The following is a 25,283-nucleotide window of genomic DNA, read 5'->3' as shown; positions in this document are numbered from 1 at the left end:
CGTAAGGACGGGGGCTAGCGCCCAAGAGCCCCAGCCAAATGGCCTTTCTGCCTTTCACGCTATCCCAGGCGCCGCCGCCCCGGCAGGGCGGAAACGCGGATTGCGGCAACCCGCAATACGGGCCCTGAACAGGCGCAATGACCTCTTGCTGGGCTGCGGGCGAGGCTGTGTGCATCCGGCCGGTGGCCTGGTCCTCGACGGCGGCGGCAACGTCGCCTCGGGCTCCGGCACCAAGCAGTCGACGTACGGCAGCAGCACCAATCTGCTGTGGACCTTCACGGTGCTGTGACGCCCGCGCCGGAGTGACCCGCTGCGGCGCGCTGCATGGGCTCGCGCCGCGGCGCCGTGTCGGTCCTCCCTGCCGGGCCGCAGCATGGGTCGCTTGCGTGCTCAGACGGTGGTGTCGTCGGCCGGGAGCGCCGTCAGCAGCGGGCGTGCGGCGTCCGGGGTGAGGCCGGCGGCCAGGGCCTTCTCGAGCCAGTAGCGGGCCTCGTCGGGGAGACCTTCGCCCTCGGCGATGCGACCCAGAAGCAGGAACAGGCCGGGCGGCAGGCCGACGGAGGGCGGGCCGTCGCCCGAGGGTGCCCGCCGTGCGGGCTCCTCGGGGGCGGACGAGGGCCGTACGTCCGGGGCGGGGGCGTCGCTCCTGCCCGGGGTGGTGGTGATCTCCCGCGGTCGGGTGTCCGAGCCCGCGGGCACGAGAGCCGGTCGCGAGGCGACGGGGGCGTCGCCGAGGGCGGTCAGGGCCAGGGTTCTGGCGTCCGGGTCGTCCGATGCGACCGCTTCGCGCAACCAGTGCTGTCCCTCGGCCGTGTATCCGTCCAGCATGGCCAACCGGCCCAGGATCACCAGAGCCTGGGGCCGGTGCTCCGGGTCGTCCGAGCGGGCCAGCGGAAGAAGCGTCTCGCGGGCCTCCGTGCGACGGCCGAGCCGGGCGAGTGCGCTGCCGAGGAGGCGGCGGGTCAGCGGCTCGATCGAGGGCGTGTCGGTGGCCAGTGCCCGCGTGAGGGTTTCACGGGCCTCTTCCAGGTCGTTCTCGGCGAGTTGCGTCCAGCCGAGGTGGGCGAGCGCCCGCGGGGTGACGTCCGGCTCGTCCAGGTCGAGCGCCGCCCGCAGATACGGCTGGGCCGCCGCCATGTCGCCCACCTCGACCAGGTACTCGCCGCGGCCGAGGAGCGCGACGGCCGTCGCGTCCGTCTGCCCGGAGGCGGTCGCCTCGTCGAGGAGGTCCAGGGCTGCCTCCACGTCGCCCTGCTGCAGCTTGATCGCCCCCAGATGGGCCAGGGCGAGCGGGGTCAACGACGTGGCGATCCGGCTGTCGGAGGCCAGCAGCGCCTCAAAGCGCTCGGCCGCCTCCTCCGGCCGGCCTTCCTGGGCTGCCAGCTTCGCGAGTTGGACGCCTGCGAGGTCCCTTGCCTCCTCGGAGTCGGACTCCGCGATGCGGGCCAGGATCGGGCGACCCTCTTCGGTGCGCTGCTCCTGCACGAGGAGGATGCCCAGGAACGCCTCGGCGATCTCGGCCAGTGCCGAGCCCGACCGGGCCTCCGCGGTGAACAGGGCCTCGGCGCGCCGAGTTCCGTCCTCCCGCTCGGCCAGCATCAGCGCCAGATCGATCCGGGCGACGGCCGACCAGTGCTGGTGTCCGAAGTCCATGGCCCGCTGGTAGGCGGCCTCGGCCCCCGCCCAGTCGCCGCGGGCGGCCAGTGTGTCGCCGAGCAGGTCGGCGGCGCGCGGCGCCAGATCGGGCTCGTCGGAGTCGATGATCTCGGTGAGCAGGTCCGGCCCGCGCTCGTCGCCGAGCCTGATGAACAACAGGGCGAGGTCCAGGCGGGCCATCGGGGCCCAGACCCGGTGGCCCGAGGCGATCGCGGCGCGGTAGGCGGCCTCGGCGCCCGGCCAGTCCTCCAGCGCTGTCTTCACGTCGCCCAGCAGGTCCGCGGCACGGGGAGCCTGATCCGGGTGACCGGACTCCGCGACCTCGGTGAGCGCGGCCAGGGCGCGGTCGTCGTAGCCGGCCTGGGCCCAGTACATCGCCTGGTCGGAGCGGGCGACGGCGGCCCAGCCGGGGTGGCCCGAGTCGACGACCCTCTGGAGCCGTTCGGCAGCGGCCTCGAAGTCGCCACGTGCCGCCTGCACCGCGGCGAGCAGGCCTTGGGCACGCAGCACCTGCTCCGGATTGGTGAAGTGGACGGCGCGCTCCAGGACGGCATCGGCCTCGTCCAGTCTCTCCTCCAGGCAGTACAGCCAGGCAAGGGTGACCTGGGCGTGTTCGGAGGCGAAGAGATGCTCGGACGCGGCGGCCGCGTCCAGCAGATCGCGGGCCCGGTCCAGCTCGCCCCGCTGGATGCACAGCGCACCGAGGTTCGCCTGGGCCAGTGGCACCACCAGCGGATTCCCGGAGGACAGCGCCGCAGCCAGCAGTTCGTCGGCGCGGTCCAGCTCGCCCTCGTCGAGCAGGGCCGCGCTCAGATTGACCTGGGCGAGCGGTACCGCCGACGCGATGGCGGACTGGCGTACCGCACGCGGCAGGCTCAGCGGCTCCGTGCCGACGAGGCGGGACTGTGCGCCGGAGGGCAGCGCGGCGGACGGGGCGCGCTTCGCCCGGGCCCCCGCGCCGGACATCTCGCCGCGCTGCACGATCAACCCGGCGAAACCGGACTGTGCGATCGGCACGACCTGGGAGTCTCCCGACTCCAGTGCGGATTCGAGCAGTTCCCGGGCCCGCTCGGTCTCGCCCTGGCTCAGCAGCACGCCACCCAGGCTCGCCCGGGCCAGCGGAGCCGCCTGCGGATCGCCGGACGCGATCGCCGCCTCCAGTTGCCGGCGTGCGCCGGCCATGTCACCCGTGACCTGCAGTACGGCGGCGAGGTCGACCTGGGCCAACGGCAGGACGTCGGACGATCCGGAACCCGCCGCCTCCTCCAACAGCACCTTGGCGCGCGCCATGTCCTTGAGATACATGGCCATTTCGCCGAGCATCAGCGCCGCCCAGGCCCTGACTCCGCGGTTCGTCGCATCGGTGTGGGCACGTTCCAGCGCGCCGACGGCCACGTCCTGTTCCTTCCGCGTGAACGCGGCGAACGCGACGCCGAGCAGGTGGTCGGGCGGTACGGCGCGCACGGCCCATTCCCAGGCGAACCGGGGGACCGGCGAGGTCTCCGGGTCGTCGCGGCCGTCGAGGTAGCCGGGAAGGTAGGCAAAGGCCTCGTAGCGGCGGTCGTCCCCGTCCTCGGCTCCGGCACCGCTCGGGGACGGGCCCGCGTCCCGGGACTCGCGCAGCAGCGCGATGCTTCCGGCCACCGGCTCCGTCGCCCAGGCGACGCCGGTCCCCAGGGCCGCCTCGGTCATGGCGCGATTGCTGGGGCCGGCGGCGAGGTAGCGCGCGAACAGCTGCGCCAACGCGTCCCCGGTGAGCGGTGTTTCACAGCCCATGCGGTGCCAGTCGGCCGCGGCCCGGACCACCGCCCAGCCCTCGGGACAGGTGTCACGCCCGCCGTTGAAGCGCGCCTCCACGAGCGGCGCGGCGACCATCAGCTCGCCGATCCCGCGATCGGTGAAGTCCTCCTGCGGATACAGACGCCGGGCCTCGGGCAGGTCCTCCTCCCGCAGGAGCCGCGGCAGCACGATCGGCGTGACCCGGTTCAGTACCTGGCGTGCCGTGCGGTTGACCTCGCCCTGGGGGACCTTGAGGCGGCTGAGCCACTCCGAGGTGATCGTGGCGACGACGGTGACGGGAGGCTCCATGGCCGCGTAGGCCTCGAGGACGCGGACGTCCACACCGCCGGGCCGCAGGTACTCGTCGATGTCGTCGAGCCACAGTACGGCCCGGTCGCCGCCGGTGGGCAGCGGAAGGGCGGCCAGTTCGCCAGGCGCCGAGGGAACGGGTCCGGGGACGATGAGCCGGGTGTCCGGGTGCAGTGCCTCGCGCAGCCGCTCGATGAGGGTGCGGGACTTGCCGGCCTTCGAATCGCCGCTCAGCAGGACGAACGGTTGGCTGTGCAGGGCCTCGTCGAGCTCGCGGTCCTCCTTGAGACGGGGGACGTAGGGCGGGTCCGGCCGGTCGCCGAGGTCCTTGGACTGGGTGACGCCGATGTCGTAGATGGGGATGTCGCGGATCCTGGGCAGCTCGCCGGCGGAGTCCAGCGGGCGCGCCAGCAGGGAGTCGATCCTGGCCCGCTGCTCCTCGGTGACCGGGTCGTGGATCAGCTGCCGCAGGGGCGGCCAGTACCCGGCGATCGTCTCGACGGGGATCGCGTAGGCGGTGCCCGGGTCCTGGCCGGCCACCGGCTTGTCACGCATGGCCACGACACCGATCACGCCGCCCAGCGGAAGGTCCCACACGGGGGAGCCGGAGAACCCGGGCGCGAGGCGGTGGCCGAGCGTGGACCCCGACTCCAGCTCGATCCATTCGTGTCCCGCGGGGCCGCGGACCACACCGTCCGCCGGCACTCCGCCCTCCTTGTGGCCTTCCGGATAGCCGTACACATAGAACCGGTGGCCGAAGGTGCCGCCACGGGTGGAGACGAGCCGCGCGGGTCCGGCGGACTCCGGTGCGGGGCCCTGGAGTTCGAGGACCGCCAGGTCGCCCCTGCGCTCCTTGGTGTCCTGCGGGTGCCAGCCGTCCGCCACGACCACGGCGGGCACCGGATCGTGGGTACCGGCCCACTGGAAGCTGACGAAGACGGGTCCGGGGGGCGGTTCGGGGTGCGCGCCGTGCGGGGCGGCGACATGGGCGCACGTCACCACATGGCGGTCGGTGACGAGCACGCCCCCGCCGATCGGCGGCCCGCCCTCGGCGCGGGCGATGCCCACCAGCCACGGGGCCCGCTCCCAATGCGCCACGGCGGCCGCCCTAGTCCGTCCCGGCGGCCGTGTCGTCGCGGCGCCAGGCGAGCCGTACGCCGAAGTGCCCCTCGGCGGTGGTCTTCGCGACCACCACTCCGGCCTCGGCGTTCAGCTTGATGCCGAACTCGACCTCGTACTCGTCGGGCGCCAGCTGGCGCAGCAGCGTGAGCACGGCCTCGATCGTCGGACGGGCGCCGGTGAGCATCTCGTCGAGGCGGCGGCCCGCCTCCAGGATGCCGCCCTCGCCACGTGCCACGTTCTCCAGCCCGGGCGAGGTGTCCTCGATCTCGACGACCATGGCCGCCCCGTCCGTCGTCTCGAATCGCACCAGATCGCTCATGCGCCGCCCCCATGCCTGTCCGGCCCGGCCCCAGTGCGCTCTGATTGTAGTCCTGACTCTTCACGGTTGATTCCGAAATGACATCATCTTCCAGGAGAGCAGCGGGTGTTGGCGAGAAGGGCTAACCTGGGCCGATCGGTGCGCACGGGGAGCGCACCGGCGTGTGGTGGGCGCGGACAGGTGGTGGCCCGTGTTCGTGGGAATCGACGTCGAGGCGGGGATCGCCGTGGCCGGCGGCACGGACGGCGCACGGCCCCCCGAGTCGCTGCCCGCAGGAGTGGGGGAGTATCTGCGCCGGGCTCCGGAGCCCGTGGAGGGCCTCGTCCTCGCCCTGCCCGAAAAGCTCTTCGACGCAGCCGGTGCCGCACCCCGGGAGGCGCTGTACGGGGAGCTGGCCGGCGGACTCGGCCTGCGGCAGTTCGTACCCGGCTCGGTGGCGGCCACCGCCTCGATGGAACGTCCGCTGGGCAGGTACCTCGTGTGCCGGCTGGACGCCGAGACGGCCGGGGCAGCGCTGTGTCGGGCCACCGGGCGAGAAGTGGAACTGCTCGGCGCCGAGTGGCGCACGACGTCCGCGGACCCCCAGACCGTACTCGTAGGCGACGGAGTGCCCTCGTGGGAAACGGGCCGGGCGGCACTCCTGCTGGCCAGGGCGCGGGTGCAGCCCCGCTACCGGGCGGCACCGCTGAGCCCGGCCGGGCACGTGACCGCCGGGGCCGCACTCGACGGCTTCGCTCCGGTCGAGGCGGCGCTGCGATCGGCGGTCCTGGCGATACGGGCCCGGCACGGGCAGCCGGCCGAGGACGGCGGCCTGCAGATCCTCGTCCACGGCCGGCTCGGCGGGCATCCGCTCGCCCAGGACGCCGTGCGCGAAGCCACGGGCGGCGCCCCCGCCCTCGTACTGGAGCCGCATGCCACGGCACTCGGAGCGCTGCGCCTGGCGCGCGGCTCTGTACGGGCCCCCGCCGCCGCCCAGTACGCGGTCGGCCTGAGCGTGCACCGGATTCGCGGCGGGTTGCTCGTCGGGGCGGACATTGCGCTGACCGTGGAGGGGCAGGCCGTGCCCTTGACCGTGATGGACCACGATCGGGCCGTGACGGTCGACGTACCCGGCGCGCACCGCCCGGAGGTGTGGGTGCGGGCAGGCGGGCGGGAGTTCGAGGTGCCGTGCCCCGCCCTGCGGGGCGGGCGATACCGGCTGGGCATGCACAGCGCCGCCGACGGGCTCGGCGTGCTGGTGTTCCGCCCGGACGACGCAGGGGAGCCGGTGCTGGTCCCGCTGGGCGGCCCGCCCGGAGAGACGACACGGAACTGACGGGGGCACGGGGTGGACGACGACGCGAGGACACGGATCGCCGAGGCGGTGGCGCGCGGCGGGGACCAGGACGCGCTGCACGCACTGCGCTCGTCCCTGGAGTGGTCGGCGCAGGCCGTCGCGCGGTTGGCCGGCACCCCCTCCGGCACCGGAGCGGTGGAGGCGGTGTTCCTTCTCGACGACGCGCTCACCGCATCCTCCCAACTGACCGGCGCGGTCGCCGAGTTGCTGGCGGCCGCGGAGCCCGGGCCGGACGCGGTGGCCTACCTCGAGGACCAGCAGCGTGAACTCGCCGAGATCCGCGACAAGGCCCTGACCTGCCGTCAGGAGCACGAGTCACTGGTCAAGTCTGAGGCCGAACTGCGCCGCCGACTCGACGAGTTGGACGCTCTGCGCGGTCAGGTCGCGGAACTGCGCCGTCTCGCGAGACTCGTGGAGGCACTGGACGAGATCCGGGCACAGCAGGACGCCGTCGAGGAACGGCTGGCGCTGCTGCGCCGGCACGCCGACGGCACCGAGGACGCCCTGCAGCTCGGCAGTGCCGAACTGCTGCGACTGACCGAGGACCGGCTGTCCCGGCTGGCGGCACCGGTGCGCGAGGCGCTGGAGCGCACCTCGGCCGCGCAGCGCGAGCTCGCCGCGGCCGAGACCGAACTGACCGACGCGGAACGGGACGCGGCCACCGCCACCGCCCGGCTGGCCCAGGTGCGCGCCGAACGCGACGAGCGGCTCGCCGAACTCTCCGCCTGCGCCCGCGCCGACCGGCAACTCGTCGAGGCGCTCGCCGACTTCACCGATCCCACCCGCACGAAGGACGCGGACGGCGCCCTGGAACAGGCCCGCACCCTGATCGATGCCGTCGAGACCCGCGTGCACGACCTGGAGGCGGTGCTCGGCCGGGCCCTGGACACCCGTGACCGGGCGGTCGGCCCGGGCCGGGCACTCGTCGCCTGGAACGACGAGGGCCCGGCGCCCCACCCCGTGACGTGACTCAGGAAATGAGCAGCTCGGCCTCGCGCGCCAGCGCCTCGAGGTCGTCGGCGATGCCCTTGGCGATCTCGCTGACCAGCTTCTGCCCGCCGTCGTCGAGGAACTGCGCGCTGAACGCCGCGGCCAGCTCCGCCTCCTGCGCCGCAGCCCCCTGACGCAACTTGGTCACCAGCCGGTTCTCGCCGCCGACCTTCCGCATCAGCACCGGGATGTTCGCCTGCCGGGCCCGCGCCATGGCCGCCTCCCGGGCCTCGTCGGCCCCGGCGGCCAGGACGACGAAGGCGATGACGACGGCGATCGGTCCCGTCGTCGCGATGAGTGCCGTGCCCGCACCGAACAGGGTCATGGCGATCACGCCCGCGACCACCACGTTCACCACCTTGGCGATGTTGTCGAGCACCTGCGTGGCCGCCGCCGAGTCGAACGGCACGGCGATCTCGCTGCCGCTCACCTGCACGGCGGGCAGCTCCATCGCCGACGGCGGGATGTGCCAACGATGGCAGATCGGACGGGTCAACTCCTCGAGCTCCGGCCGCAGTTCGTTCTGCCACTCGGCGATCACCCCGGTCAGCCGCGGACTGCCAGGCTCGGTGAGTTCGGCATGCAGCGCGCGGGAGATGCCCGCCGCCATGCCGTCGAGCGTCGCGATCTCCCCGGTGCGCCAGCGGCGGAAGGCGGGGATCACATGGCGCTCCGTCATCCCGTCGGCCACCGCCGCGCCCAGCCGGTCGCCCAGCGAGGACAGCCGGTCCTGCACCAGGGAGCCGATCCGGTCGCCCTTGACCAGTTTGCGGATGTCCGCGCGGAACCCCGCGGCACGCAGGCTCATACGGCCGGCCAGTGCAAGCCCGCGGGCGATCGCGACCTCCGGCTCCAGCCCGAGGAGCACCCTGTCCGCACCGAACACCTCCCGCGCCTCCTCCTGCACGAAGTGCATCCGGGACGCCCCGCCGGTGAGCAGCACCATGTCCGGCTGTCGTCCCAGCCTGTCGGCCGCCTCGTCGAGCGCGTCCCTGAAGGCCTGGCGCCAGGAGCGGCCGCCGAGGCTCGGCTGCGCCGCGTCCAGCGCCGCCGTCATCTCGGCGGCCGTCAGCTCGACCTCGAAATAGGCGTTGCCGGTGCGGGTGGCCACCTTCCGCGTTCCGCCGACCGTGGCCTCGGGGTCGTCCACGAACCTGCTCGGATCCGTGCGGAAGAACGTCTCCTTCGCCTCCCGGCACAGCAGTTCCAGCCGTAACCTTTCGAAGCGCGAGTCCTGCAGGGTCTCCCGGAGAGCGTCGCGCATCGGATGCCGGTCGAGCTGGCGCTCCAGAATGGTCCGGTCGATCAGTCCGGCACCCAGCTGCACACCTGCGTCGATGGGCGGCCCGGTGCGGTGGCCGAACACGCTGGTGAAGTCGGCGGTCGACGAGCCCAGGTCGACGACCAGGACGGTGCCCTCCAACTGGCCCACCTCCACGCGGACTTCGCCCGAGTCGCGGGCGTACAGCATGGCGGCACGGGACTCCGGCACCACTTCCACGTTCGGCAGGCCCGTCCGGCCGAGCAGCTCCGCGTACGCGCGGCGCAGGTCCGCGTCCCAGCCGGACGGCGCGCCGAACACCCAGTTCACCGGGCGGCTTCCGGTGAGGTCCTGGTCGCGTTCCCGGGCGTCGCGGCCGACCTTGTCGACGAAGAGGTGCACCGGGGTGCGTACGTCGTCGCGGTCGATCTCCGGCGACTTGAACGCGAGGTAGAGCGAGGTCACCCCACGTGCCTCGGTCGCCTCGCGGCCCACCAGTACCCCGCGGGTGGGGTGCTCGGCGACCGCGGTGACGTGCTGCCGGCCCGCGCCGGTCGACCCGATGTCCAGGACGACGGGCGGTGCGGATTTGTCGGCGTAGGTCTTGGCGAGCGCGGTCTCGCCGTGTCCGAGGTCGAATCCGACGATCACGGTGCTGCCGGACACCTTAGCCATGCTCGTTCTCCTTGCCCCCGTTGGTTTCCGTGCCTCCGCCCCGACCGGGCGGTTCGTCGTTGCTGTTTCCGGCCTCCTCCGCCGGTGCGGGCAGCCGACCCGGTCCGCCCCCGGTCTGCGGCGCCTCAGGCACGGCGAGAGGTGCCGTCGCCTCGCCGCGGCGCAGGATCCGGCCGTCCGTCGTCATCAGGGCGGGCTGCACCGTGTGGTAGCGGCTGTCCGGGTGGCCGCCCAGGGTGAACAACTGCTCGTTCGTCCCGTCGAAGTCGATCACCGTGATGCCGTGGTGCAGCGCCAGATCCTTGCGCAGCCGGTCGATCCGGCGCAGCGCGAGCTCTCCGTCGCTCTCGCTGTGCGCTGTCATCAAGTCCCGTATGAGGTTGACCAGTTCGGCGTCCTCGTGCCAGGCGATCGGTACCTGTACCGGCGGTGGCGGCTCGGCATAGGCGAGCAGGCGGTCGGCTGCCTCCAGTGCGCCCTGGACCTGCTCGAGCAGCGTCGCCGCATGTACCACCGGCCGCCGCGGGCGGCGCAGTTCCTCCTGCCGTTCGTCCTCCCGGCGCCTGTCCTCCTCGTCGTCGCCGAAGGGCAGCGGAAAGCGGAACGGGGACCTGCGGGGCGGCGGGCGCCGGGGCGGCGGCACGGCCGGCGCCCGTACCGCGGCCAGCGTGCCGACGACCGCGGAACGCACCAGGTCCACGGCGGCGACGAGCTGCCGTCGCGCGGTCTCGTCCAGTTCGGGGTCCTCCTCGGCGGCGTGCGCCAGCCGGATCAGTGCGACACGCAGGGCCTTCCGCACATGCTCCGCGCCGGACTGGTCGTCGAGGGTCAGCTCCAGTTCGGTGCGCGGCTGCCGGAAGGCGTCGCCCAGGAAGCCTTCACTCATGATCCCTCCTTGCCCAAGGTGTGGCGCCGGTCGAGGGACGGGACGGGCCAGGTACGTACGAGCCCGTCGCCGCCCGCGCTCAGCAGGTGCCCGTCCGCGGTGAAGGCGAGGCCCCGGATCCGGTCCGGGTGGGCGCCCAGCACTGTTGTGCACCCGCCGTCCCCGGCCCGGAACCGGACGGTGCCCGTGTCGTCCGCGGTGGCCAGTGCCCCGCCGGGCCCGAACGCCACCTGGCGCACCGCGCCACCGTGGCCGCCGACCTCCCAGGCCCGGTCTCCGGCGAGGTCGAAGACGCGTACGACACCGTCGGCGCAGCCGAGTGCCAGCAGCCGGTCGTCCGCGGCGAGCACCAGCGCGGTGACGGCGTGGTCCCGGCAGAACCGGCCGAGGAGGCTGCCGTTCGTGCCGTCCCACAGGCTCGCCCCGTCGGAGCCCCCCACGACGACGGTCCGGGCGTCCGACGTCGCGTCGAGCGCGGTGGCGGAGGCCCAGCCGACCCGGGTGAGGGGGCCGGCGTCGATCACCGCGTCGCCGAGTACAGATCGGTGGATCCGGGCGTCGTCGCCGAGGCTGAACACCACACCGCCCCGCTGCCGAAGCGCGTTGACCCAGCCGTCGTGCCAGGTCAGCACACGGACCCGGCCGGATCCGGCATACGACCACAGCCGCACGGCTCCGTCCTGCCCACCCGTCACCACGGACCGCCCGTCCTCGGCGAGGTCCACACAGGTGACGAGCCTGTCGTGCAGCACCCGGGAGGCGACCGGCTGCGGCTGCCACAGCTGCCAGACCGTCACGGAACCGTCCGGGCTGCCACCCGCGAGCTGCACGCCGTCGGTGTTCGGGGTGCTGCCGCAGGCGACCGCGGTGAGCCCGGCCGCGTGGCGCAGCGGAGCGGGCTGCGGCTCCGCGGCGGGCAGGTACCGGGCGCGGGCGTGGGGCAGACGCTGCTCGAGACGGGCCAGCAGCAGTTCGGGCACCGTCCAGCCGGGCAAGGTGCTGATCAGCATGGTCGCCGTCCGTGCGGCACCGAGATCGTCGGGCTCACGCACCGCCGGGGTGGCGGATGTCCGGTGGCCGACGCCCCCCGCCAGCAGGAACAGCCGCTCGTCCTCGTCCCGCGGCAGGTCGGGCAGCAGCTCGTCCCATCCCCACTCGGTGGCCTCGGCGTCCTCGATGCCCTGACGGACGGTCGCGGCCCTCAGCCCCCGTACGGTGATCTCGGCGACGACCCCGTCCGGCAGGCTCCTGGTCTCCTCGACCGCCGGGGTGTCGTCGTGTTCCAACTCCCGCAGCACGGCGTCCCGTTCACCGGGGGGCGGCGGCCCATGCCGGACCAGTGCCTCCAGCCGGGCCAGCCGCTCGGGTGCGCTGTGCCCGGGGTGGCCGGCGGCCCGGGCCGCGGCGGTGAGGTCGAGACGGCGGCGGGCGGCGGCGAGCCGTTCGTCGAAGGCGCGGCGGATCTCCGGGGTCACCCGGCCCAGAACCGGAGGTCCGTGGAGGACCCACCGGCAGCGCGCGCACGCCGGTTCGTCGGCGAAGGGCGTCAGGCACACCGGGCAGCCCTGGGCGGTCGCGGTGGCCGCTTCACCGGGCGCCATCGGGCACGTCCTGGGGGAGGAAGGCCGGTGGGCGGCCGACGGGCAGGTCGGGGCCGAGCCGACGGGCCATCCTGGCCTCCATCCGGTCCAGCAGCACGCGTACGGTCCTGGCGTTGCCGAACTCCTCAGGATGCGCGACGCGTTGGCGCTCCAGCCAGGTCCGGGCCCGTCCGGCCACGGCGTCCGAAACCTCGTAGCCCGGCTTGCGGTCGCGGGCCATCCGGCGCAGGATCTCGACGAGTTCGAGGCCCGAGTAGTGCGGGAACTCCACGCGTTCGGTGAACCGCGAGCGCAGGCCGGGGTTCTCCGCCAGGAATTCCTCCATGGGGCGGGGGTATCCGGCGGCGACGACGACCAGCCGCCCGCGCAGGTCCTCCATCTCCCGCATCAGTGTGTCGATGGCCTCTGCGCCGTAGTAGTCCCACCCCTGCTTGTTGTGCGAGAGGCTGTATGCCTCGTCGATGAACAGCACGCCGTCGATCGCCGAGCGGACGGCCTTCTTCGTCTTGATCGCGGTCTGGCCCATGTATTCCGCGACGAGTTCGGGCCGGGTCACTTCGACCATGTGCCCGCGCGAGAGCAGGCCGAGGGAGCGGAACATGCCGCCGAGCAGGCGCGCCACGGTCGTCTTGCCGGTGCCCGGCGGGCCCACGAAGAGCAGATGTGGCGGGGCGATGGCCGATGCGCCGTGCGCCTGACGCAGTCGTTGCCGCCCCACCAGGTCCCGGATCATCTCCTTGACGGGCTCAAGACCCACCAACCTGTCCAGTTCGGCGAGGAGTTCGTCCACGGGAGGCGCGGCCCTGGGCACGTGGACCGCGTAGCGGTCCGGCAGGTCGACGGGTTCCAGGGGTTTGGTCACGACGGCCCGCACGCGCTGGGCCCAGCGGTCCTTGAGCTCGTGCCCGAGGTCGCGCATGGCGCGCGCGTTGCCGAACTCCCCGTCGCGCCGCGCGTACATCCCCTCCGTCACCTGGCGCAGCAGCCCCTCCAGTGCGGGCGTCCAGGTCAGCCCCAGCTCGCGCAGTTGGCCGAGCAGAATGGCATGCAGCTCGGGCGGTGCGTAGTCGGGAAAGTCGATGATGTTGCCGGTCGGGATCCGGCTGCGCAGACCGGGGTTGGAGCCGAGGAACTCCTGCACCTTGTCCGGGTAGCCGGCGGCGATCAGTACGAAGCGGTCGCGGTCGTTCTCCATCCGAGTGAGCAGGGTGTCGATGGCCTCCTGGCCGAAGCCGCGGCCCTGGTCGCTGAGCCGGTAGATCTCGTCGACCAGCAGCACCCCGTCGAGCGCCCGGTCCACCGTCCGGTTGGTGCGGACCGCGGTGCCGCCGACCACCCCGGCCACCAGGTCGGGGACCTCGGCCTCCACCAGGTGCCCGCGCCGCAGCAGCCCGAGATCGCGGTAGATCTCGCCGACCAGCCGGGCGACCGTGGTCTTGCCGGTGCCGGGGTTGCCGGTGAACACGAGGTGCGGGGATCCCGTCTGCACCGAGGCGCCCAGGCCCAGGGCGCGCAGTCCGGCATCCGCCTCCACGCGGTAGCGCAGCCGCTCCAGATGCTCCTTGACCGAGTCGAGCCCCACCATGTCGTGAATGCGGTCGGCGACACTGCGGTCGTCCTGGTAGCTGCCGCTCACCCACTGTCGCGTGCGCAGTTCGGCCAGTTCGAGCGGCCGTCCCTGATCGGCCAGCTGACGCAGGTGGGCCCGCCAGTTCCTGGCCCGCTCGGGTGCGGCGGCCATCGCCCGCACGGTGAGCGGCAGTTCTCGCCAGTTGCCGATGCGCAGTCCCTCGCGGAGCCGCAGCACATGGATCAGGCGCTCCAGCTCCGCCGCCTGCGGCAGGCCGATGGCCGCCGTGGCGCCGCCCGCGGAGCGTCCGCGCTGGTCCTCGAGGTAGCTCTCCAGGCGCGGGAGGCGGCCCAGCGCGCGGACGAACTCCCGTACGTCGTCGAGCGTGTCGCGGCGGAAGAGGAGCACGCACAGATTGCGGTCGTCACCGTGCTCCGCCCACTCCGCCAGCGCCCCCGCCAGCGTGCGCTCGGCGCGGTCGTAGCGCAGCAACTCCTCGGCGTGACCGACCACGACGGCAGTGCGGTGCTCGCTCTGCTTCATGAGATGGTCGAGCATCATCACCCGGTGCTGATCGGTCAGGGCCGGCGGTGCCGGTGCCGGTTCCTGTGCCTGCGCGGTGTCGGGCGAGGCGGGTTCGCGCACGATACGGCGGCCCAACGGGCCCGTGAACTCGGGCCGCATCAGCCCGGGCTCCGCCGCGGGAGCGGGCCGGCGCCGACGGCGGGCGAGGTCCCGGGAAGGCCGGTCGCGGAAGTACAGCGGACGCGAGAGCGAGGAGTACACGATCCGGGCGAAACCGGCCTCGTGCAGCACCTCCCACAACAGTTCCTCGATTCCCCGTACGCGGTAGTCGTGGCCGACGAAGATGTCGTCGACGCCCTGGCCGTGCACGACGAACAGCGGATCGCCGGCCGGGAGCCGGAACCCCTCCAGGCGCTCGACGAGCGGGCGGGCCATCCCGGATCAGCCTTCCGCGGCCCGGCTCGGCAGCTCGCGCAGCGACGCCAAGTCGGCATAGGCGGGATCCGGTGAACCGGGCTCCTCCTGCGGCTCGGCGGCCGGGAAGCCGTGCTCCTGCAGCGCTCGGGTCAACTCGACGCCCCGCTCCTCGAGTTCGGTGCGCGCGGCGGTGTCGTGGTCGTACGACAGCACCCTGAGCACGGACGCCCCCGAGTCGGCGCCGGCCGGGGCGACCTCCACGACGATCGCGTTGCGGTTGCCGTGCATGAGCCGGGCGAAGAACGCGTCGCGTTGGTCGTCCCCCGCATAGGTGGTCGCGTCGAGCTCGTACCCCGTCATGCCCTCGAGGGTCCGCACGACCGCCTCGGCGAGATTCACCCGCTGCTGGGAGGCGAGCTGTCGTGCACCGGCCCGCCGGACCGTTTGTTCGAGGCGTTCCCGCAGGGCGGGCGCCCGGTGCTCCAGGATGTCGCGCAGTTCGTCGGGCGCCGGTGGCCGCTGTTCGTCCTCCACGCGCCGCTGGAGGGCCTCGGTCTCCTCGCGCAGCGCAGCGAGGTCGCCTCGGGTCCAGTAGTCGACGTCGAGGTCGAATTCCTCCAGCACCTCGCCCTTCTCGTCACGCGCGTACTGCCGTGCACTGTCCTCGATCAGCAGGTGGGCCAGGAGCAATTGGCCGCGCGCCTGTACGCGCAGTGCCTGCCGCTCCCGTTCCCGGTGCTCCAGGTCCAGGTGCAGCTCGCTGAGCTCCTGGTAGGCGCCCTGCGCGGTGGCCAGAGCGGCGTCGAACCGGCCCTGCGCGATGTTGTGCTGCGCCCGGTCGAGGGTCACCTCCAGGCCGGCCAGCCTGCCGGGGGCGTACCGCTCGTGCGGCAGGGTGTCGCGGATGACGCCGTGCATGGCTCGCGCGTCGGAGAGGGCCTGACGGGCGACGACGGCCGCGCGTTCGCGGTCCTGGACCAGCTCGCCCAGCTCGGTGGTGATCCGCCGGATGTCCTCGCGGCGCTGCTGCCGCTCGGCCGCGATCTCGCTCTGCAGCCGGTGCTCCTGCTCGGCGAGCTGCTCCCGGGTCTCCTTGCGCAGTTCTCCCGCGGTGGCCCGCAGATCCTCGGCCATGCGGCGTGCCTGGGCGCGGAGCCGCTGCTGGGTCTCGGTCTCCAGGCGGCGGGTCTGCTCACTGAGCCCCTCGACCACCTGCTCCACCGAGCGCTGACGGTCCTCGATGACGCCGAAGACCTGCTCGAGGTCGGCGTGCGTCTGCCGGCGCACCTGGTCGATCATGGCCGGAAGATTGCGGACGACGTCCTTGTACCGGGACAGCTCGCGCTGCTGGCGGTACCACGCCGACTCGTCGACCTGGATGCGTTTCCTGCCGCTCATGCTCTTCCCCCGATGGATGACTGCCGTACGTGATCGACGGCCGCGTCGAACACCGTGAGCAGGGCGGGCGGCGGCACGCCGATCAGCAATGCCTCGCGGCCGTCGACGGCGATCTCGGCGCTGCGGTCGCGGCCCGCGAAGTCGTAGCCGCCGTCCGCAAGGCGCCCGGACAAGTGGTGCACGCGCTGGTTGCCGCTGCCGCGCAACCCCCGGCCGTCGTCGAGTGCGGCGACGTACAACCCGTCGATGAGGACGTCGACTTCGTCCAGCAGATCCGGCACACCGGGGGTGGGCGGGCGGGTGCGCAGGCGCCGGAGGGTGTAGCCGGAGAAGCAGACGAGGGTGGTGTCACGGATGCGGCGCGCCGCGCGGATCAGTTCGGCGAGGCCCGCGGCCTGGCGCATCGGCTCGCCGCCGGAGAACGTCAGTCCCTCGACGCGGGGGTCGGCGAGGAGTTCGGCGGCCAGCGCGGCCGGTTCGACCGACCGGGCGGGCACGTCCGGTATCCAGTCCGGGGACATGCAGCCCGCGCAGTGGAAGGGGCAGCCCTGCACCCACACAACGGAGCGCCGCCCCGGACCGAGCGCGGTGGTGCCCACCCATGATGCGGCAACGTTGAGAGCCCCCATGAAACCCCCCGACCGGCCTGACTGGTTGCGAATTCAGCGACCGGCGATCCCTTCGAGCCAACCCAGAATCCACCGCCCCCCGAGGGCGGTCAAGAGGGCTGACCACGCCCTCGGCGGCTCCGGAAGGTTCTTTCCCACCGCCTTTCTCTCCCGGCAACGGAGGCCACTTTCGGGGTGTTTCGAAAGAAGGCGGAAGAGGTTGGAAAGGGATCCGAACGCTTTCGCTCGGAGGGCGGTAAAGGTCGCGAAGAAGCCGTCTGTGACCGGACGGCGGGTACGGCGGGCCGGCCGTTCGGCTCAGGCCTTCCCGGCCGCGAGGACCTCATGCGCGAGTGCCACCAGGTCCGGGACGGCCGGATGCCCCAGTCCCTCGCGCCAGGCCAGGACGACGACGGGCAGGCGTCGAGCGGGCTAGAGACGGACGGTCATCTCCACGGTCACGTCGTCGCCCGCCCCGATTCCCTGCGGCCCCCGCACCGCCTGCTTGAGCGGCAGCAGGTAGCAGACGTCCTTCGGAAAGAGCGACGTCTCGAAGGCGGTTGCGCTCCGTGGGGACCGGCAGATCGTCCTGCGCGACTTGCTCAGCCACCCGACTGCTCATCTGCGCCACCGGCATCAGGAGGAGATCTTGAACCGAAGAAGCCACTTACGAGGACGGTTCGCCCTTGCGGGGGTAGCCGTCCTTCTCGCGCTGGGTACCTCTGCCGCCCACGCCGCGGAGGCCCCAGGGCCTGGCCCCGTCGAACAGACTGTCTCGGTGTCGTCAGCCGGAACATCCACTGTTGACGACGAAGTCGACTGCACCTTCCGAGCCGAAAAGCCGAACTACAGCGGCAACAAGATGACGGGCGTGGGCGGCATCAAGAGCTGTTCGCCGCATGCGCCGTTCTCCTGCAATAGCGAATCCGAGATCGAGTCGTACGACCCTGGCCCGGGCCGGTGGATCACCGTGGCACAGTCCGACCCGCAGCACAAATGCCCGCCCCCGTACCGGACGACGACGGCCCCCTACACCTGCGACTACCGGAGCACGGATCCGCTTTACAGCTACCGCACGCGCGTGATCGGCTCGATCTTCTATGGCGAAACCGCAAATGCCGACGTGAGCGGAAAAGTCCTGGAAGCACGCTGCTTGTAGCCACCAGCCAGCGGTGTGTCGGCGCACCGCCGGCACACTGCCTGCACACTGCGACCTGAATGCGAGGCAGAGCCTGTGGACGCCTGGCGGATGTGCACGACGTGGAGCGGCCGGATCCTGAACGCCGCCGATCAGACCCCCGGAGAACGCGCCGACCGCCACCGGCGGTACAGAACCTGGTCAATGGACCCGGCTTCAGCCGACACGTTGCTGAATACCTTGCTTGCGCTGAGCATCCATGCCCTCGTGCTGGACGCTGTTTCGGACGGGCGTCCCTACACATCCGACATGATCGACCGCATGCGACTGGCCGATATCGAGCACGCCGCGACAAAGCGGCCTTCCCATGAGCTGCTCGCCGGGCTACCCCCACTCAGCGAAGACGAACAACTCCGCGTCGATGCGGTGAAGCTCCTCATCTACGACGACGCATCCGCGCTGTCCCTGGCACGTTTGAGTCAAATGATCCGCATCACCTTGATGCAGCTGACAGCTGGCCTGTCCGCCTCAGACCCCGTCTGTTCTGACTTAGATTGAAGAAGCGCAGTACGCGGATCGTACGCTTCGGTCCTGGGCCGGGCAGGCCGTCGTGGCGGCGGCGCTCATCGGTGTCATGTTGGTCTCGGATCGCTCCGGATGGTCGCTCGTCCGGCTGATCCCGCACCTGGCAGCGGCGGTGGGCGGCGCTGTCGACGATCTCGACTAGGAGATCATCTGCGGCGAAGCCGATGTTGGTGACGTACTCGTACTGGCCCCACTGCGAGCCCAGGTCGATGACCTGATCGACCCACGCGTCGTCCAGCTCCTGGTCGTCGCTGGCACGTGACTCTCGCCGCGCGCACGGTCACGACCGTGCCCGGCCGCGACGTTGCATTGGGAAGCGTCTCGGCACGGCGAGTGGCCGGTTGATCTGATCGTCCGGCCACTCGCTTGCCAGGTCGGCCCCAAGGTTGGCGCCGTCGCGGGGGCCCTCGCGGCAACGCGGCCCACCCGCGAAACTGTCCCGATGCCGCGGGGGGAGCCCACAGACAGACGGGTGCGTGACGTTATGTCACAACCGCCAGCATCGGTGGCGTGGGGGGAGGTCCTCAACGTAACTGGGACATCGATGGTTTAACGGTCCGGCGCTCCCCGCAATGACCTGCTGAATCCCCGAACACCACCAGCTGGGTCGGTCATGTCAAGCGTGAGTCAGCGATGGGGCTATACCCCGGAGTTGAACCCGCGGTGGTCAGAGCTGGTCCCAGCAATGCGCCAGCATCGAGGAAACCACTCGTCGGGACGACGGCAACCGCCCCAGCGAGCAGGCCCATTGGGGAGCCCGAAGATCGAGGGGAAAAGACATGCCTGACGTCACCCGCGCCGAGTGCGTGGTGTTCGACAGCCGACCGCTGACCACTCCCGAGGCGATCATCATCGTGGTCGTACTGGTCCTGTCTGGGCTGCTCGCCCTGGTAGGAATGCCGACTCTGTCCGTGTTGATGCTGCTGACCGGATCCACAGACACGGCTTTCCGGCTGATCCGCAGAGTCCGCCTCGTCAAGCAGTCCGCCGTCGCGGAGGTCTGATCGGTGGGCCGTCGGGAAAGGCCGATCGCCCCGTGCGACCGTGAACTGGAGAAGCTGGTCAGTTGGCTGCGGTGCCACCGCGCCCGGGCGGGCCTGAGTTACAAACAGCTTGCTGCGGGGTCCGGATGCAGCGCCTCAACCCTGGTTCGGGCTGCGTCCGGCGAGCAGGTGCCGAAGCTGAAGGTGGTCCGGGCGTACGCCGTGGCCGCCGGCGCCGATCCGGGCGAGGGCGAGCGCCTTTGGAAGCGGGCACGGTACCGAGCAGTCCGTGCCGATGAGGAGCCCGCGCCCCATCCTCGGTACGTCCGGGACTTCGCGGGGTTGCGGGCGGCCCTCGTCGACCTCTACCAGAAGGACGGGGCACGCCCCTGCCGGGAACTGGAGGAGGCCAGCGGCAAGGTGTTGGCGCATGCCACTGTGAGCCGGTTTCTCCGGCAGGAGGGAGGACGCCCCACCCGGGCGTTCGTTCTCGCCTTCGCCGAGATCTGCGGGGCGAGGGGGATGGCACTGCAGGAGTGGGGGCAGGCCTGGGACCGGGCCGAGGAGCGACGCGTGGGTGGTACGCCGAAGTCCGAGAAAAAGCGGGAAAAACGCACGGCGGGGGTGTTCTTCGCGCTCATCCCTCCCGATGGAACGCCGGTGTTCGTGCGGTCGGATCCGCAGCGCACCCCCGACGGACAGGAGGTCCGAAGAGTCACCGCTGCGGCGCCGTCGGAGATTCCGAACTACATGGCTCATGTCCGCACGCTGAAAGACCTCTTCGCGCCGAAGGTCGCCCCTGCCACACCGATCCGCTACGAGGACCTGATCGCCGCACGGGCCCGTCGCCGGGCACTACCGCTCGTCACGACGTGCCCGTGGTGTAAAACCCCCCACCCAGTGAGCGGCGGCGGGAGTGCCACAGTGGAGGTTCGGTGCCAGTGCGGGAACTACTTCCACGGACGGGGGCGCCTTGCGCGAGAGGACGAAGTGGCTCGGATCCGCTGACGTTGGCGCCTGTGCCATCGTGCGGGCTGCCGTTCCTTCCTACCGGCCGTCGACTGCGTCCGGGAACGGGAGGGCGTCCTGCCCCTCAGGGGGACGTGGGGACGGCAGGGCGGCCAAGCCGCCGTCCAGGACCTGGATCCGCTGCCCGGGCCGGGCCTGCGCAGCAATGCGCCGCCGTTCCCTCTCGGAGGCGACGAAGACGACCAGCTTGGCGAGGCGGTCCCGGACGGCGGCGACCCGGCTGGCCACGGGGCAGATGACGCCGTACGGCTTCAGCCCGAGGTACACCGGGATGCCCATGGCGAAGGCGGGTGTGCCGTGGTTCGGGATGAAGGGATAGGTGCCGGTCTCCTGGTGGACGAAGTAGAAGGCCGGTTTCTCCAGAGCGGCCTGCCGCTTCAGGAGGGCCTGAACGGCGGCCTCATGCTCCCCCCGTACCCCTGCCCGTTCACGGTCCTTCCGTCGCGAGCGCTCCTGCTCCTGGTCCCATCTGGCTCGCGCCTCTTCGAGACGCCGGCGCCCCTCCTCCCGCTGCGCCTGCTTCCGGACCTCCTCCGCCTCCAGGTGCGCGGCCTCCTCCCGCGTGTACTGCGGAGCCGTCCAGAGCATGGGCCGGGCGGCCAGCGGGCTGCGCACGGGGGCCTTCCGCCGGTGCGCCACCACGCGGCCGGCGAACACCCACCGCAGGAATTCGGCGATCGGTACCTGCGGGCCCGCCTCCCATTGCCCGTCGTGGAACTTCGCCAGGCCCTCGGCGACGACCAGGGCGCCGTCGGCGGACTCCACGCGTACCGAGGGAACTTGCCCCAGCCACGGCGGCCGCCGCCGGTCGCTGAACCAGATGGAACTGACGCCGTCGGCGCGCATCGTCTCAGTTCGTGCGGTGATGTCGGCGTTGGTGATCGGCGCGAGTTGGGCTTCCAGCGCCGTCCTCCAGACGCCACCCGGATCGGTCGCCAGTACGTCCGCCCGCCATGTGCCGCCAGGGCCGCGGGCTTCGAGCTCGGCGTGGGCGCCGACGTCGCGGGCGGCGTTGGCCAGCTCCAGCTTCAGCAGGTGGTGGGCGACCGTCTCCAGGGCAAGTGCGCAGGAGGGGGCGCCCGGCGCGTGGGCGAAGAACCGCAGGCCCGTGCGGGAGGTCTTCGCGTACATCGTGTGCCCGCACTCGTCGCACGTCAGTGGCGCGGGCGGCTTCACCTTCCACACCTCGCCCCACCCACGCTCGCAGCCGAGATCGGGTAAGTGGGCGAAGACGGTCCCCCACTGCGCGTGCACGGCCCGGAACGCCATCAGCCCCCCTGCTCCATCCATCGGCGAACAACCCAGTTTCGCGCGGGCCACTGACATCGCGTCAGACCGCGACGGGGCAGACGCCGCGCAGCTCGCCGACCGACTCACGGCTGGCTTTGTCCACGAGAACGGGCGGCAGATGTTCACCAACTCGGGAGGCACCGCTGTCCGGCACTGTTCGATCGGGGCAGTTTCGGAGAGCGAGTACCGGCGTCCTCTGCCAGTCGGCTAGAAGAGGCCGGAGCGCATGTGTTGCGTGAGGTTCTCGAGGATCTCGCGCAGCCGCGGGCTGCGCGCGGCCGGCAGCTGGGTCAGGGTGTGCTGGAAGAGGCCCTGGTCGACCTGGAACAGTTGATGGGGGCGCGGCGCGGGCGGGTCGTCGCGGAGAACGCCGTCGGGCATGGTGCCCGACGCGGGGAGGCGTAGGTGCGGCTCGGGGAAGGCCAGCCACATCCACACCCCGAACGGAAGCGGCACCGGATAGGCCGATGCGGGCCGGCCGGCCGGGCTCCAGGTCTCCCCTGTCTGCGGATGGATCGGCACGAGCAGTATGTCGGCGTCCGCGTCAGGACCGGACAGTCCCGGTCCGGCCAGCACAGCGTGCCGCGCCGGCCGGCCCCCAGGCAGGAGGGCGTCAAGGGCACGCTGGAACACTTCCGCGGTCAGCCCGTCCGGGACGGTCACCGGCTGACCGTTGGAGGCTGCCAGCAGATGGGCCAGCGCCCGGCCGGCAGCCGCCTCCCACTGCGGGCTCCATGACCACCGGTGGCCCGACCCGAGCAGCGAACCCCATCTGGTGATCGGCTCGTACGGGGGCGTCCGCTTGCCCTCCACCAACAGTTCCGCCCAGGAGAGCTTTGCGGGGGCGGCGATGTCGACGGGGAGGCGGCGCACGGCGTCCGGCACGAGCCAGACCGCTTGCCAGAGTGAGCAGTCGTCGATCCGGCTCGCCACGGGCAGGCTGCACGCCTCACAGGCCATGTTCGGGCCCTCGCCCCAGTCGAGGCCGCAGCAGTAGCCGCCGGCCTTCTCCGGGATGAGCACAGCGCCGCGGGTGTCTCCGGGGGCGATGACGACCGTGCCGGGGGTGCCGTCGGACCAGGAGAAGCTCGGCGCATGGATGTCGCGGGCCGCCGCCTCCTCCGGATCGGTCTCATCCCATCTCCGCCATGGCGGCCCCAAGCGGTTTGGGTCCACGGCAAACGTGCCCGACTCCATGAGCACCGGGAGCTGAACCCCGTTCCCGTACTTCTGATGGGCGTGAGCCGGCAGCACGACCTGGGACAGCGGGACCGTCAGCCTGGCGCCGCACCCAGCACACACAAAAATGAACAAACATCCTCCGCCGAAGAAGCGGAGAGCATCCTCGCAGCTCCGCCACGGACCGGCCAACGTGTTTCATCCGCTGCGGGGCCGGACACGGCCACGGCGTGAAACATCACTGTTCGAATCCTCGACGCGCCAGGTGCCTCCCGAAGTGGTGAACATCTGCTGCCCGTTCTCGTGGACAAAGCCACACGGCCATGAACCCGACCGGTGTCGAGAGCCTCTCTGCGTCTGGCAGCGTATTGACCTGTCACACATCGGCGGTTTCCTGCTTAAGGGGGCAGACACGGCGCGGCGGGCGCCGTCGGGACGGTGGAGCACACATGGATCCGGTGACGATCGCGGTCACGGCGGGAGCATCAGCAGGGGGGTACCTGCTGCGCCTCGGCTACCGGTGGATCAAGGCCCGCGCCGAGGTACGTCGCGCGGAACTTGAGCAGCAGGGCCTGTCGGAGCGCATCCGGTCCCTGCCGCCCGGCAGCCGGCTGACCGAGAAGAGCGCCGACCGAGAACTCGACATCACGGTCGGCGGCATCCAGCTGGCCGCCGGGAACCAGGAGAGGTGAGCCCGTGGCCGAGCCCCCCGTGTCGGCGGGGACCGAGGCTCAGCACCGTCCAGCGGTGCGGAGCCAACCGGCCGTCCAGCGCGATGACTTCGAGGTCTTCTACACCCGCGAGATGCGTGCCGTGTCGGTGTTCTTGATGCACCAGGGCGCCACGCCCTATGAAGCCGCCGATGCCGCCCACGAAGCCATTGCCAAGCTCCTGCCCGATCAATGGCGCACCTTGGAGCATCCCAGGGCCTGGCTGCGCGTCACCGCTCAGCGCTGTTACTGGCGTCAGGACGACTGCCGTACGTCCCCGACGGACCCGGTGCCCGACCGCCCCGGTGGAACCTGCCCGGTCGCCGAAGTAGTGCTCACCGACACCCAACAGCGGGTCGTGGGCGCGCTGCAGCAGCTCAGTCCCGGCAGGCGCACCGTCATGGCCTGGTTACTCGACGGCTTCGACTACGACGAGATCGCTCAGATGCTCGGCATGACGCTCGTTCCCAACCAGCCAGCGGCAGTTGATGGCTCTGCTTCATGCCTGCGGATTGCCCGAGCGGTCGTGGGACGACTGGGTGCGCGCCTGGCAGAAGGTGCACCGGGGGCAGGACCGCAGAGGGCCGGTCACTCCGGCACGAAAACTGGCAGCCCGCGAGGCAGAAGCCGAACTGGCCAGGTTCGAACTGGAAGCGGTTGAACCATTCCGAAGCCCCACAGCGGCATGGAGCGTCCGCTGCTGCCTTTGTGGCGTTCTCTTCCGGGTCCGGTTCGAGGACCTGGGCAGTGGCTGGACCGGATGCCCCAAGCGCTGTCCCCGCGTACTTGCCCCCGCGGTGCGCGCGGGGAGGTTGCTACCCATGACCGACCGAAGGCTCTGGTCGTACGAGGAGATCGCGGCGCATATCAAGGTGCAGCCGGACACGGTACGGTCCTACCGCAAGCACGGGCTGCTGCCGCCGCCCGACCACGTCGAGGGCGGCAAGCCCTTCTGGTACGCGGATACGGTCCGGGCCTGGGTCGCCTCGCGGCCCGGAAACCGCGGCCACAGAGACGACGAGGCTCATGACCACCCGGCCTCGTGACCTCGTGATCACCCGGCCTCGCGGCCTCCTGGCCTTTTGAAAAAGGACGTGTGCCCCACCTCGTACGCGCTGCGGCCCTCGCTGCGCTAGTGAAGCCGCTTGAGCCCTCTTCGTGCCCCCGCTGTGAGCGCACGGTTGCAGCGTCGCCGCACATGACATCGCCGGAGAGCTGCCCCCTCTGCGACGGCACGACCACCGGGCAGCAAGGCCCTCTCCTCGAGGCGGCAGAGTGGCGGCGCCACTTCACAACCAGCCACGGTGATTTCGCGGCAACGACACCCCTCCCCACCGGAATGACAACCAGGAGGGGTGTCGTTGCCGACAGTGACTCAGCTACGGCTACGCCTCCTGCTCCCCGCGGTCCGGGTCCGTGACCGCGGCCAGGGCGGCGTGCCTCAGACCGCTGCGGGCGTCCGGGCGTTCCGGTTCGGCAACCGCGTTCCAGAAGCCGTGCGTGACGATCGTGGCGGCCAGTTCGCGCTCACACTCGCGCAGTTCGGCGACTTGCTGCTGCTCGGAGTCCGTCCGGCCGGGAGAGGCCGGGTGGGCCGGGGACGTGGCGAGCCAGTAGCCCTCGGGCCGCGCCCAGGCCTCAATCGGCTCCACGCTGTACGGCAGCGCCTTGAACAGGGCCGCAAGGTCGGCGCGCACCGCTTGGAGGTCGCGCTGCGCGTCGAGGAGATCGTCGGGAAAGTCGTACGTCACGACGGGATATTAGTTCGACTCGTGCTGCCGGGAGACCGACGTGCCGGGCCGCCTTCGACGGCCGGGCTGGCGGCTCCCATGCTGTTCGCGCTGACGAGCGAGGTGCGGTGTTGCTCTCCACACCAGGCCAGACGCGCGGGGGCTCGCAGAACGTTGGCATCCTCAA

20 protein-coding genes and 2 pseudogenes are annotated in these 25,283 nt (G+C 71.6%); 9 read left to right on the top strand and 13 right to left on the bottom strand.

Annotated elements, in window-relative coordinates; genetic code table 11:
- Positions 1–390 precede the first annotated feature (390 nt).
- Positions 391–4,842 (bottom strand): tetratricopeptide repeat protein, encoded by a 4,452-nt coding sequence (locus tag ACWC1K_RS26660; protein WP_450834871.1) that lies wholly within the window; start codon positions 4,840–4,842, stop codon positions 391–393.
- Positions 4,843–4,852: 10 nt separating this feature from the next.
- Positions 4,853–5,185 (bottom strand): CU044_2847 family protein, encoded by a 333-nt coding sequence (locus tag ACWC1K_RS26655; RefSeq protein WP_450834870.1) that lies wholly within the window; start codon positions 5,183–5,185, stop codon positions 4,853–4,855.
- Positions 5,186–5,375: 190 nt separating this feature from the next.
- On the opposite strand from ACWC1K_RS26655, the gene ACWC1K_RS26650 reads away from it, so the two are divergent.
- Entirely contained in the window at positions 5,376–6,500 is a 1,125-nt protein-coding gene (locus ACWC1K_RS26650; protein WP_450834868.1) for a hypothetical protein, read from the top strand.
- 12 nt (positions 6,501–6,512) lie between these two features.
- Positions 6,513–7,490, top strand: a complete 978-nt coding sequence (locus ACWC1K_RS26645) for a hypothetical protein (protein WP_450834867.1) — start codon at positions 6,513–6,515, stop codon at positions 7,488–7,490.
- A 1-nt stretch (position 7,491) separates the two neighbouring features.
- Here ACWC1K_RS26645 and ACWC1K_RS26640 read toward each other — a convergent pair whose 3' ends face one another.
- The 7 genes and pseudogenes from ACWC1K_RS26640 to ACWC1K_RS26610 form a co-directional block, all read right to left on the bottom strand.
- A complete protein-coding gene (locus ACWC1K_RS26640; RefSeq protein WP_450834865.1) occupies positions 7,492–9,447 on the bottom strand; it encodes an Hsp70 family protein in 1,956 nt (651 codons plus the stop codon).
- Positions 9,440–10,333, bottom strand: a complete 894-nt coding sequence (locus tag ACWC1K_RS26635; RefSeq protein WP_450834864.1) for a hypothetical protein — start codon at positions 10,331–10,333, stop codon at positions 9,440–9,442. The genes ACWC1K_RS26640 and ACWC1K_RS26635 overlap by 8 nt, the downstream gene beginning before the upstream one ends.
- On the bottom strand, positions 10,330–11,934 hold the full coding sequence (locus ACWC1K_RS26630; RefSeq protein ID WP_450834862.1) for a WD40 repeat domain-containing protein: 1,605 nt from the start codon (positions 11,932–11,934) through the stop codon (positions 10,330–10,332). The genes ACWC1K_RS26635 and ACWC1K_RS26630 overlap by 4 nt, the downstream gene beginning before the upstream one ends.
- Positions 11,921–14,464, bottom strand: a complete 2,544-nt coding sequence (locus ACWC1K_RS26625; protein ID WP_450834860.1) for an AAA family ATPase — start codon at positions 14,462–14,464, stop codon at positions 11,921–11,923. Before ACWC1K_RS26625 ends, ACWC1K_RS26630 begins: the two co-directional genes overlap by 14 nt.
- Before the next feature lie 6 nt (positions 14,465–14,470).
- Complete coding sequence (locus ACWC1K_RS26620; protein WP_450834859.1) at positions 14,471–15,844, bottom strand: hypothetical protein; 1,374 nt, start codon at positions 15,842–15,844, stop codon at positions 14,471–14,473.
- The gene (locus ACWC1K_RS26615) at positions 15,841–16,473 is read right to left on the bottom strand and encodes a 4Fe-4S single cluster domain-containing protein (RefSeq protein ID WP_450834857.1); all 633 of its coding nucleotides are present in this window, start codon (positions 16,471–16,473) and stop codon (positions 15,841–15,843) included. The genes ACWC1K_RS26620 and ACWC1K_RS26615 overlap by 4 nt, the downstream gene beginning before the upstream one ends.
- Before the next feature lie 411 nt (positions 16,474–16,884).
- A pseudogene (locus ACWC1K_RS26610) lies at positions 16,885–17,013 on the bottom strand (DUF1905 domain-containing protein); the annotation flags it as partial.
- Between the two features lie 217 nt (positions 17,014–17,230).
- On the opposite strand from ACWC1K_RS26610, the gene ACWC1K_RS26605 reads away from it, so the two are divergent.
- Positions 17,231–17,611, top strand: a complete 381-nt coding sequence (locus tag ACWC1K_RS26605) for a hypothetical protein (protein WP_450834855.1) — start codon at positions 17,231–17,233, stop codon at positions 17,609–17,611.
- 90 nt (positions 17,612–17,701) lie between these two features.
- Complete coding sequence (locus ACWC1K_RS26600; RefSeq protein ID WP_450834854.1) at positions 17,702–18,148, top strand: hypothetical protein; 447 nt, start codon at positions 17,702–17,704, stop codon at positions 18,146–18,148.
- Between the two features lie 178 nt (positions 18,149–18,326).
- Here the strand turns inward: ACWC1K_RS26600 and ACWC1K_RS26595 are convergent.
- Positions 18,327–18,431, bottom strand: a pseudogene (locus ACWC1K_RS26595) (transcriptional regulator); the annotation flags it as partial.
- A 523-nt stretch (positions 18,432–18,954) separates the two neighbouring features.
- Here ACWC1K_RS26595 and ACWC1K_RS26590 point away from each other — a divergent pair.
- Both ACWC1K_RS26590 and ACWC1K_RS26585 read left to right on the top strand, forming a co-directional pair.
- A complete protein-coding gene (locus ACWC1K_RS26590; RefSeq protein ID WP_450834852.1) occupies positions 18,955–19,179 on the top strand; it encodes a hypothetical protein in 225 nt (74 codons plus the stop codon).
- A 3-nt stretch (positions 19,180–19,182) separates the two neighbouring features.
- The gene (locus ACWC1K_RS26585; protein ID WP_450834850.1) at positions 19,183–20,166 is read left to right on the top strand and encodes a helix-turn-helix domain-containing protein; all 984 of its coding nucleotides are present in this window, start codon (positions 19,183–19,185) and stop codon (positions 20,164–20,166) included.
- 39 nt (positions 20,167–20,205) lie between these two features.
- Here ACWC1K_RS26585 and ACWC1K_RS26580 read toward each other — a convergent pair whose 3' ends face one another.
- Both ACWC1K_RS26580 and ACWC1K_RS26575 read right to left on the bottom strand, forming a co-directional pair.
- A complete protein-coding gene (locus tag ACWC1K_RS26580; RefSeq protein WP_450834848.1) occupies positions 20,206–21,456 on the bottom strand; it encodes a competence protein CoiA family protein in 1,251 nt (416 codons plus the stop codon).
- Between the two features lie 228 nt (positions 21,457–21,684).
- Complete coding sequence (locus ACWC1K_RS26575) at positions 21,685–22,791, bottom strand: hypothetical protein (RefSeq protein ID WP_450834846.1); 1,107 nt, start codon at positions 22,789–22,791, stop codon at positions 21,685–21,687.
- Positions 22,792–23,105: 314 nt separating this feature from the next.
- Here ACWC1K_RS26575 and ACWC1K_RS26570 point away from each other — a divergent pair, with 314 nt between their 5' ends.
- The 3 genes from ACWC1K_RS26570 to ACWC1K_RS26560 all read left to right on the top strand — a co-directional run bounded on the left by ACWC1K_RS26570 (position 23,106) and on the right by ACWC1K_RS26560 (position 24,412).
- Complete coding sequence (locus ACWC1K_RS26570) at positions 23,106–23,348, top strand: hypothetical protein (RefSeq protein ID WP_450834844.1); 243 nt, start codon at positions 23,106–23,108, stop codon at positions 23,346–23,348.
- A gap of 4 nt (positions 23,349–23,352) precedes the next feature.
- Positions 23,353–24,027: an RNA polymerase sigma factor gene (locus ACWC1K_RS26565; RefSeq protein ID WP_450834843.1), complete on the top strand. Its 675-nt coding sequence runs from the start codon at positions 23,353–23,355 to the stop codon at positions 24,025–24,027.
- A 160-nt stretch (positions 24,028–24,187) separates the two neighbouring features.
- Positions 24,188–24,412 carry a helix-turn-helix transcriptional regulator gene (locus tag ACWC1K_RS26560; RefSeq protein ID WP_450834841.1) on the top strand — a complete coding sequence of 75 codons (225 nt, stop codon included), beginning with the start codon at positions 24,188–24,190 and terminating at the stop codon, positions 24,410–24,412.
- A gap of 339 nt (positions 24,413–24,751) precedes the next feature.
- On the opposite strand, the gene ACWC1K_RS26555 is transcribed toward ACWC1K_RS26560, so the two are convergent.
- Complete coding sequence (locus ACWC1K_RS26555) at positions 24,752–25,117, bottom strand: nucleic acid-binding protein (protein WP_450834839.1); 366 nt, start codon at positions 25,115–25,117, stop codon at positions 24,752–24,754.
- Positions 25,118–25,283: the final 166 nt, after the last annotated feature.

Source organism: Streptomyces sp. NPDC001492, assembly GCF_053597275.1.
The sequence above is the reverse complement of the archived record's forward strand: the minus strand, read 5'-3'. Positions and strand labels throughout refer to the sequence as shown.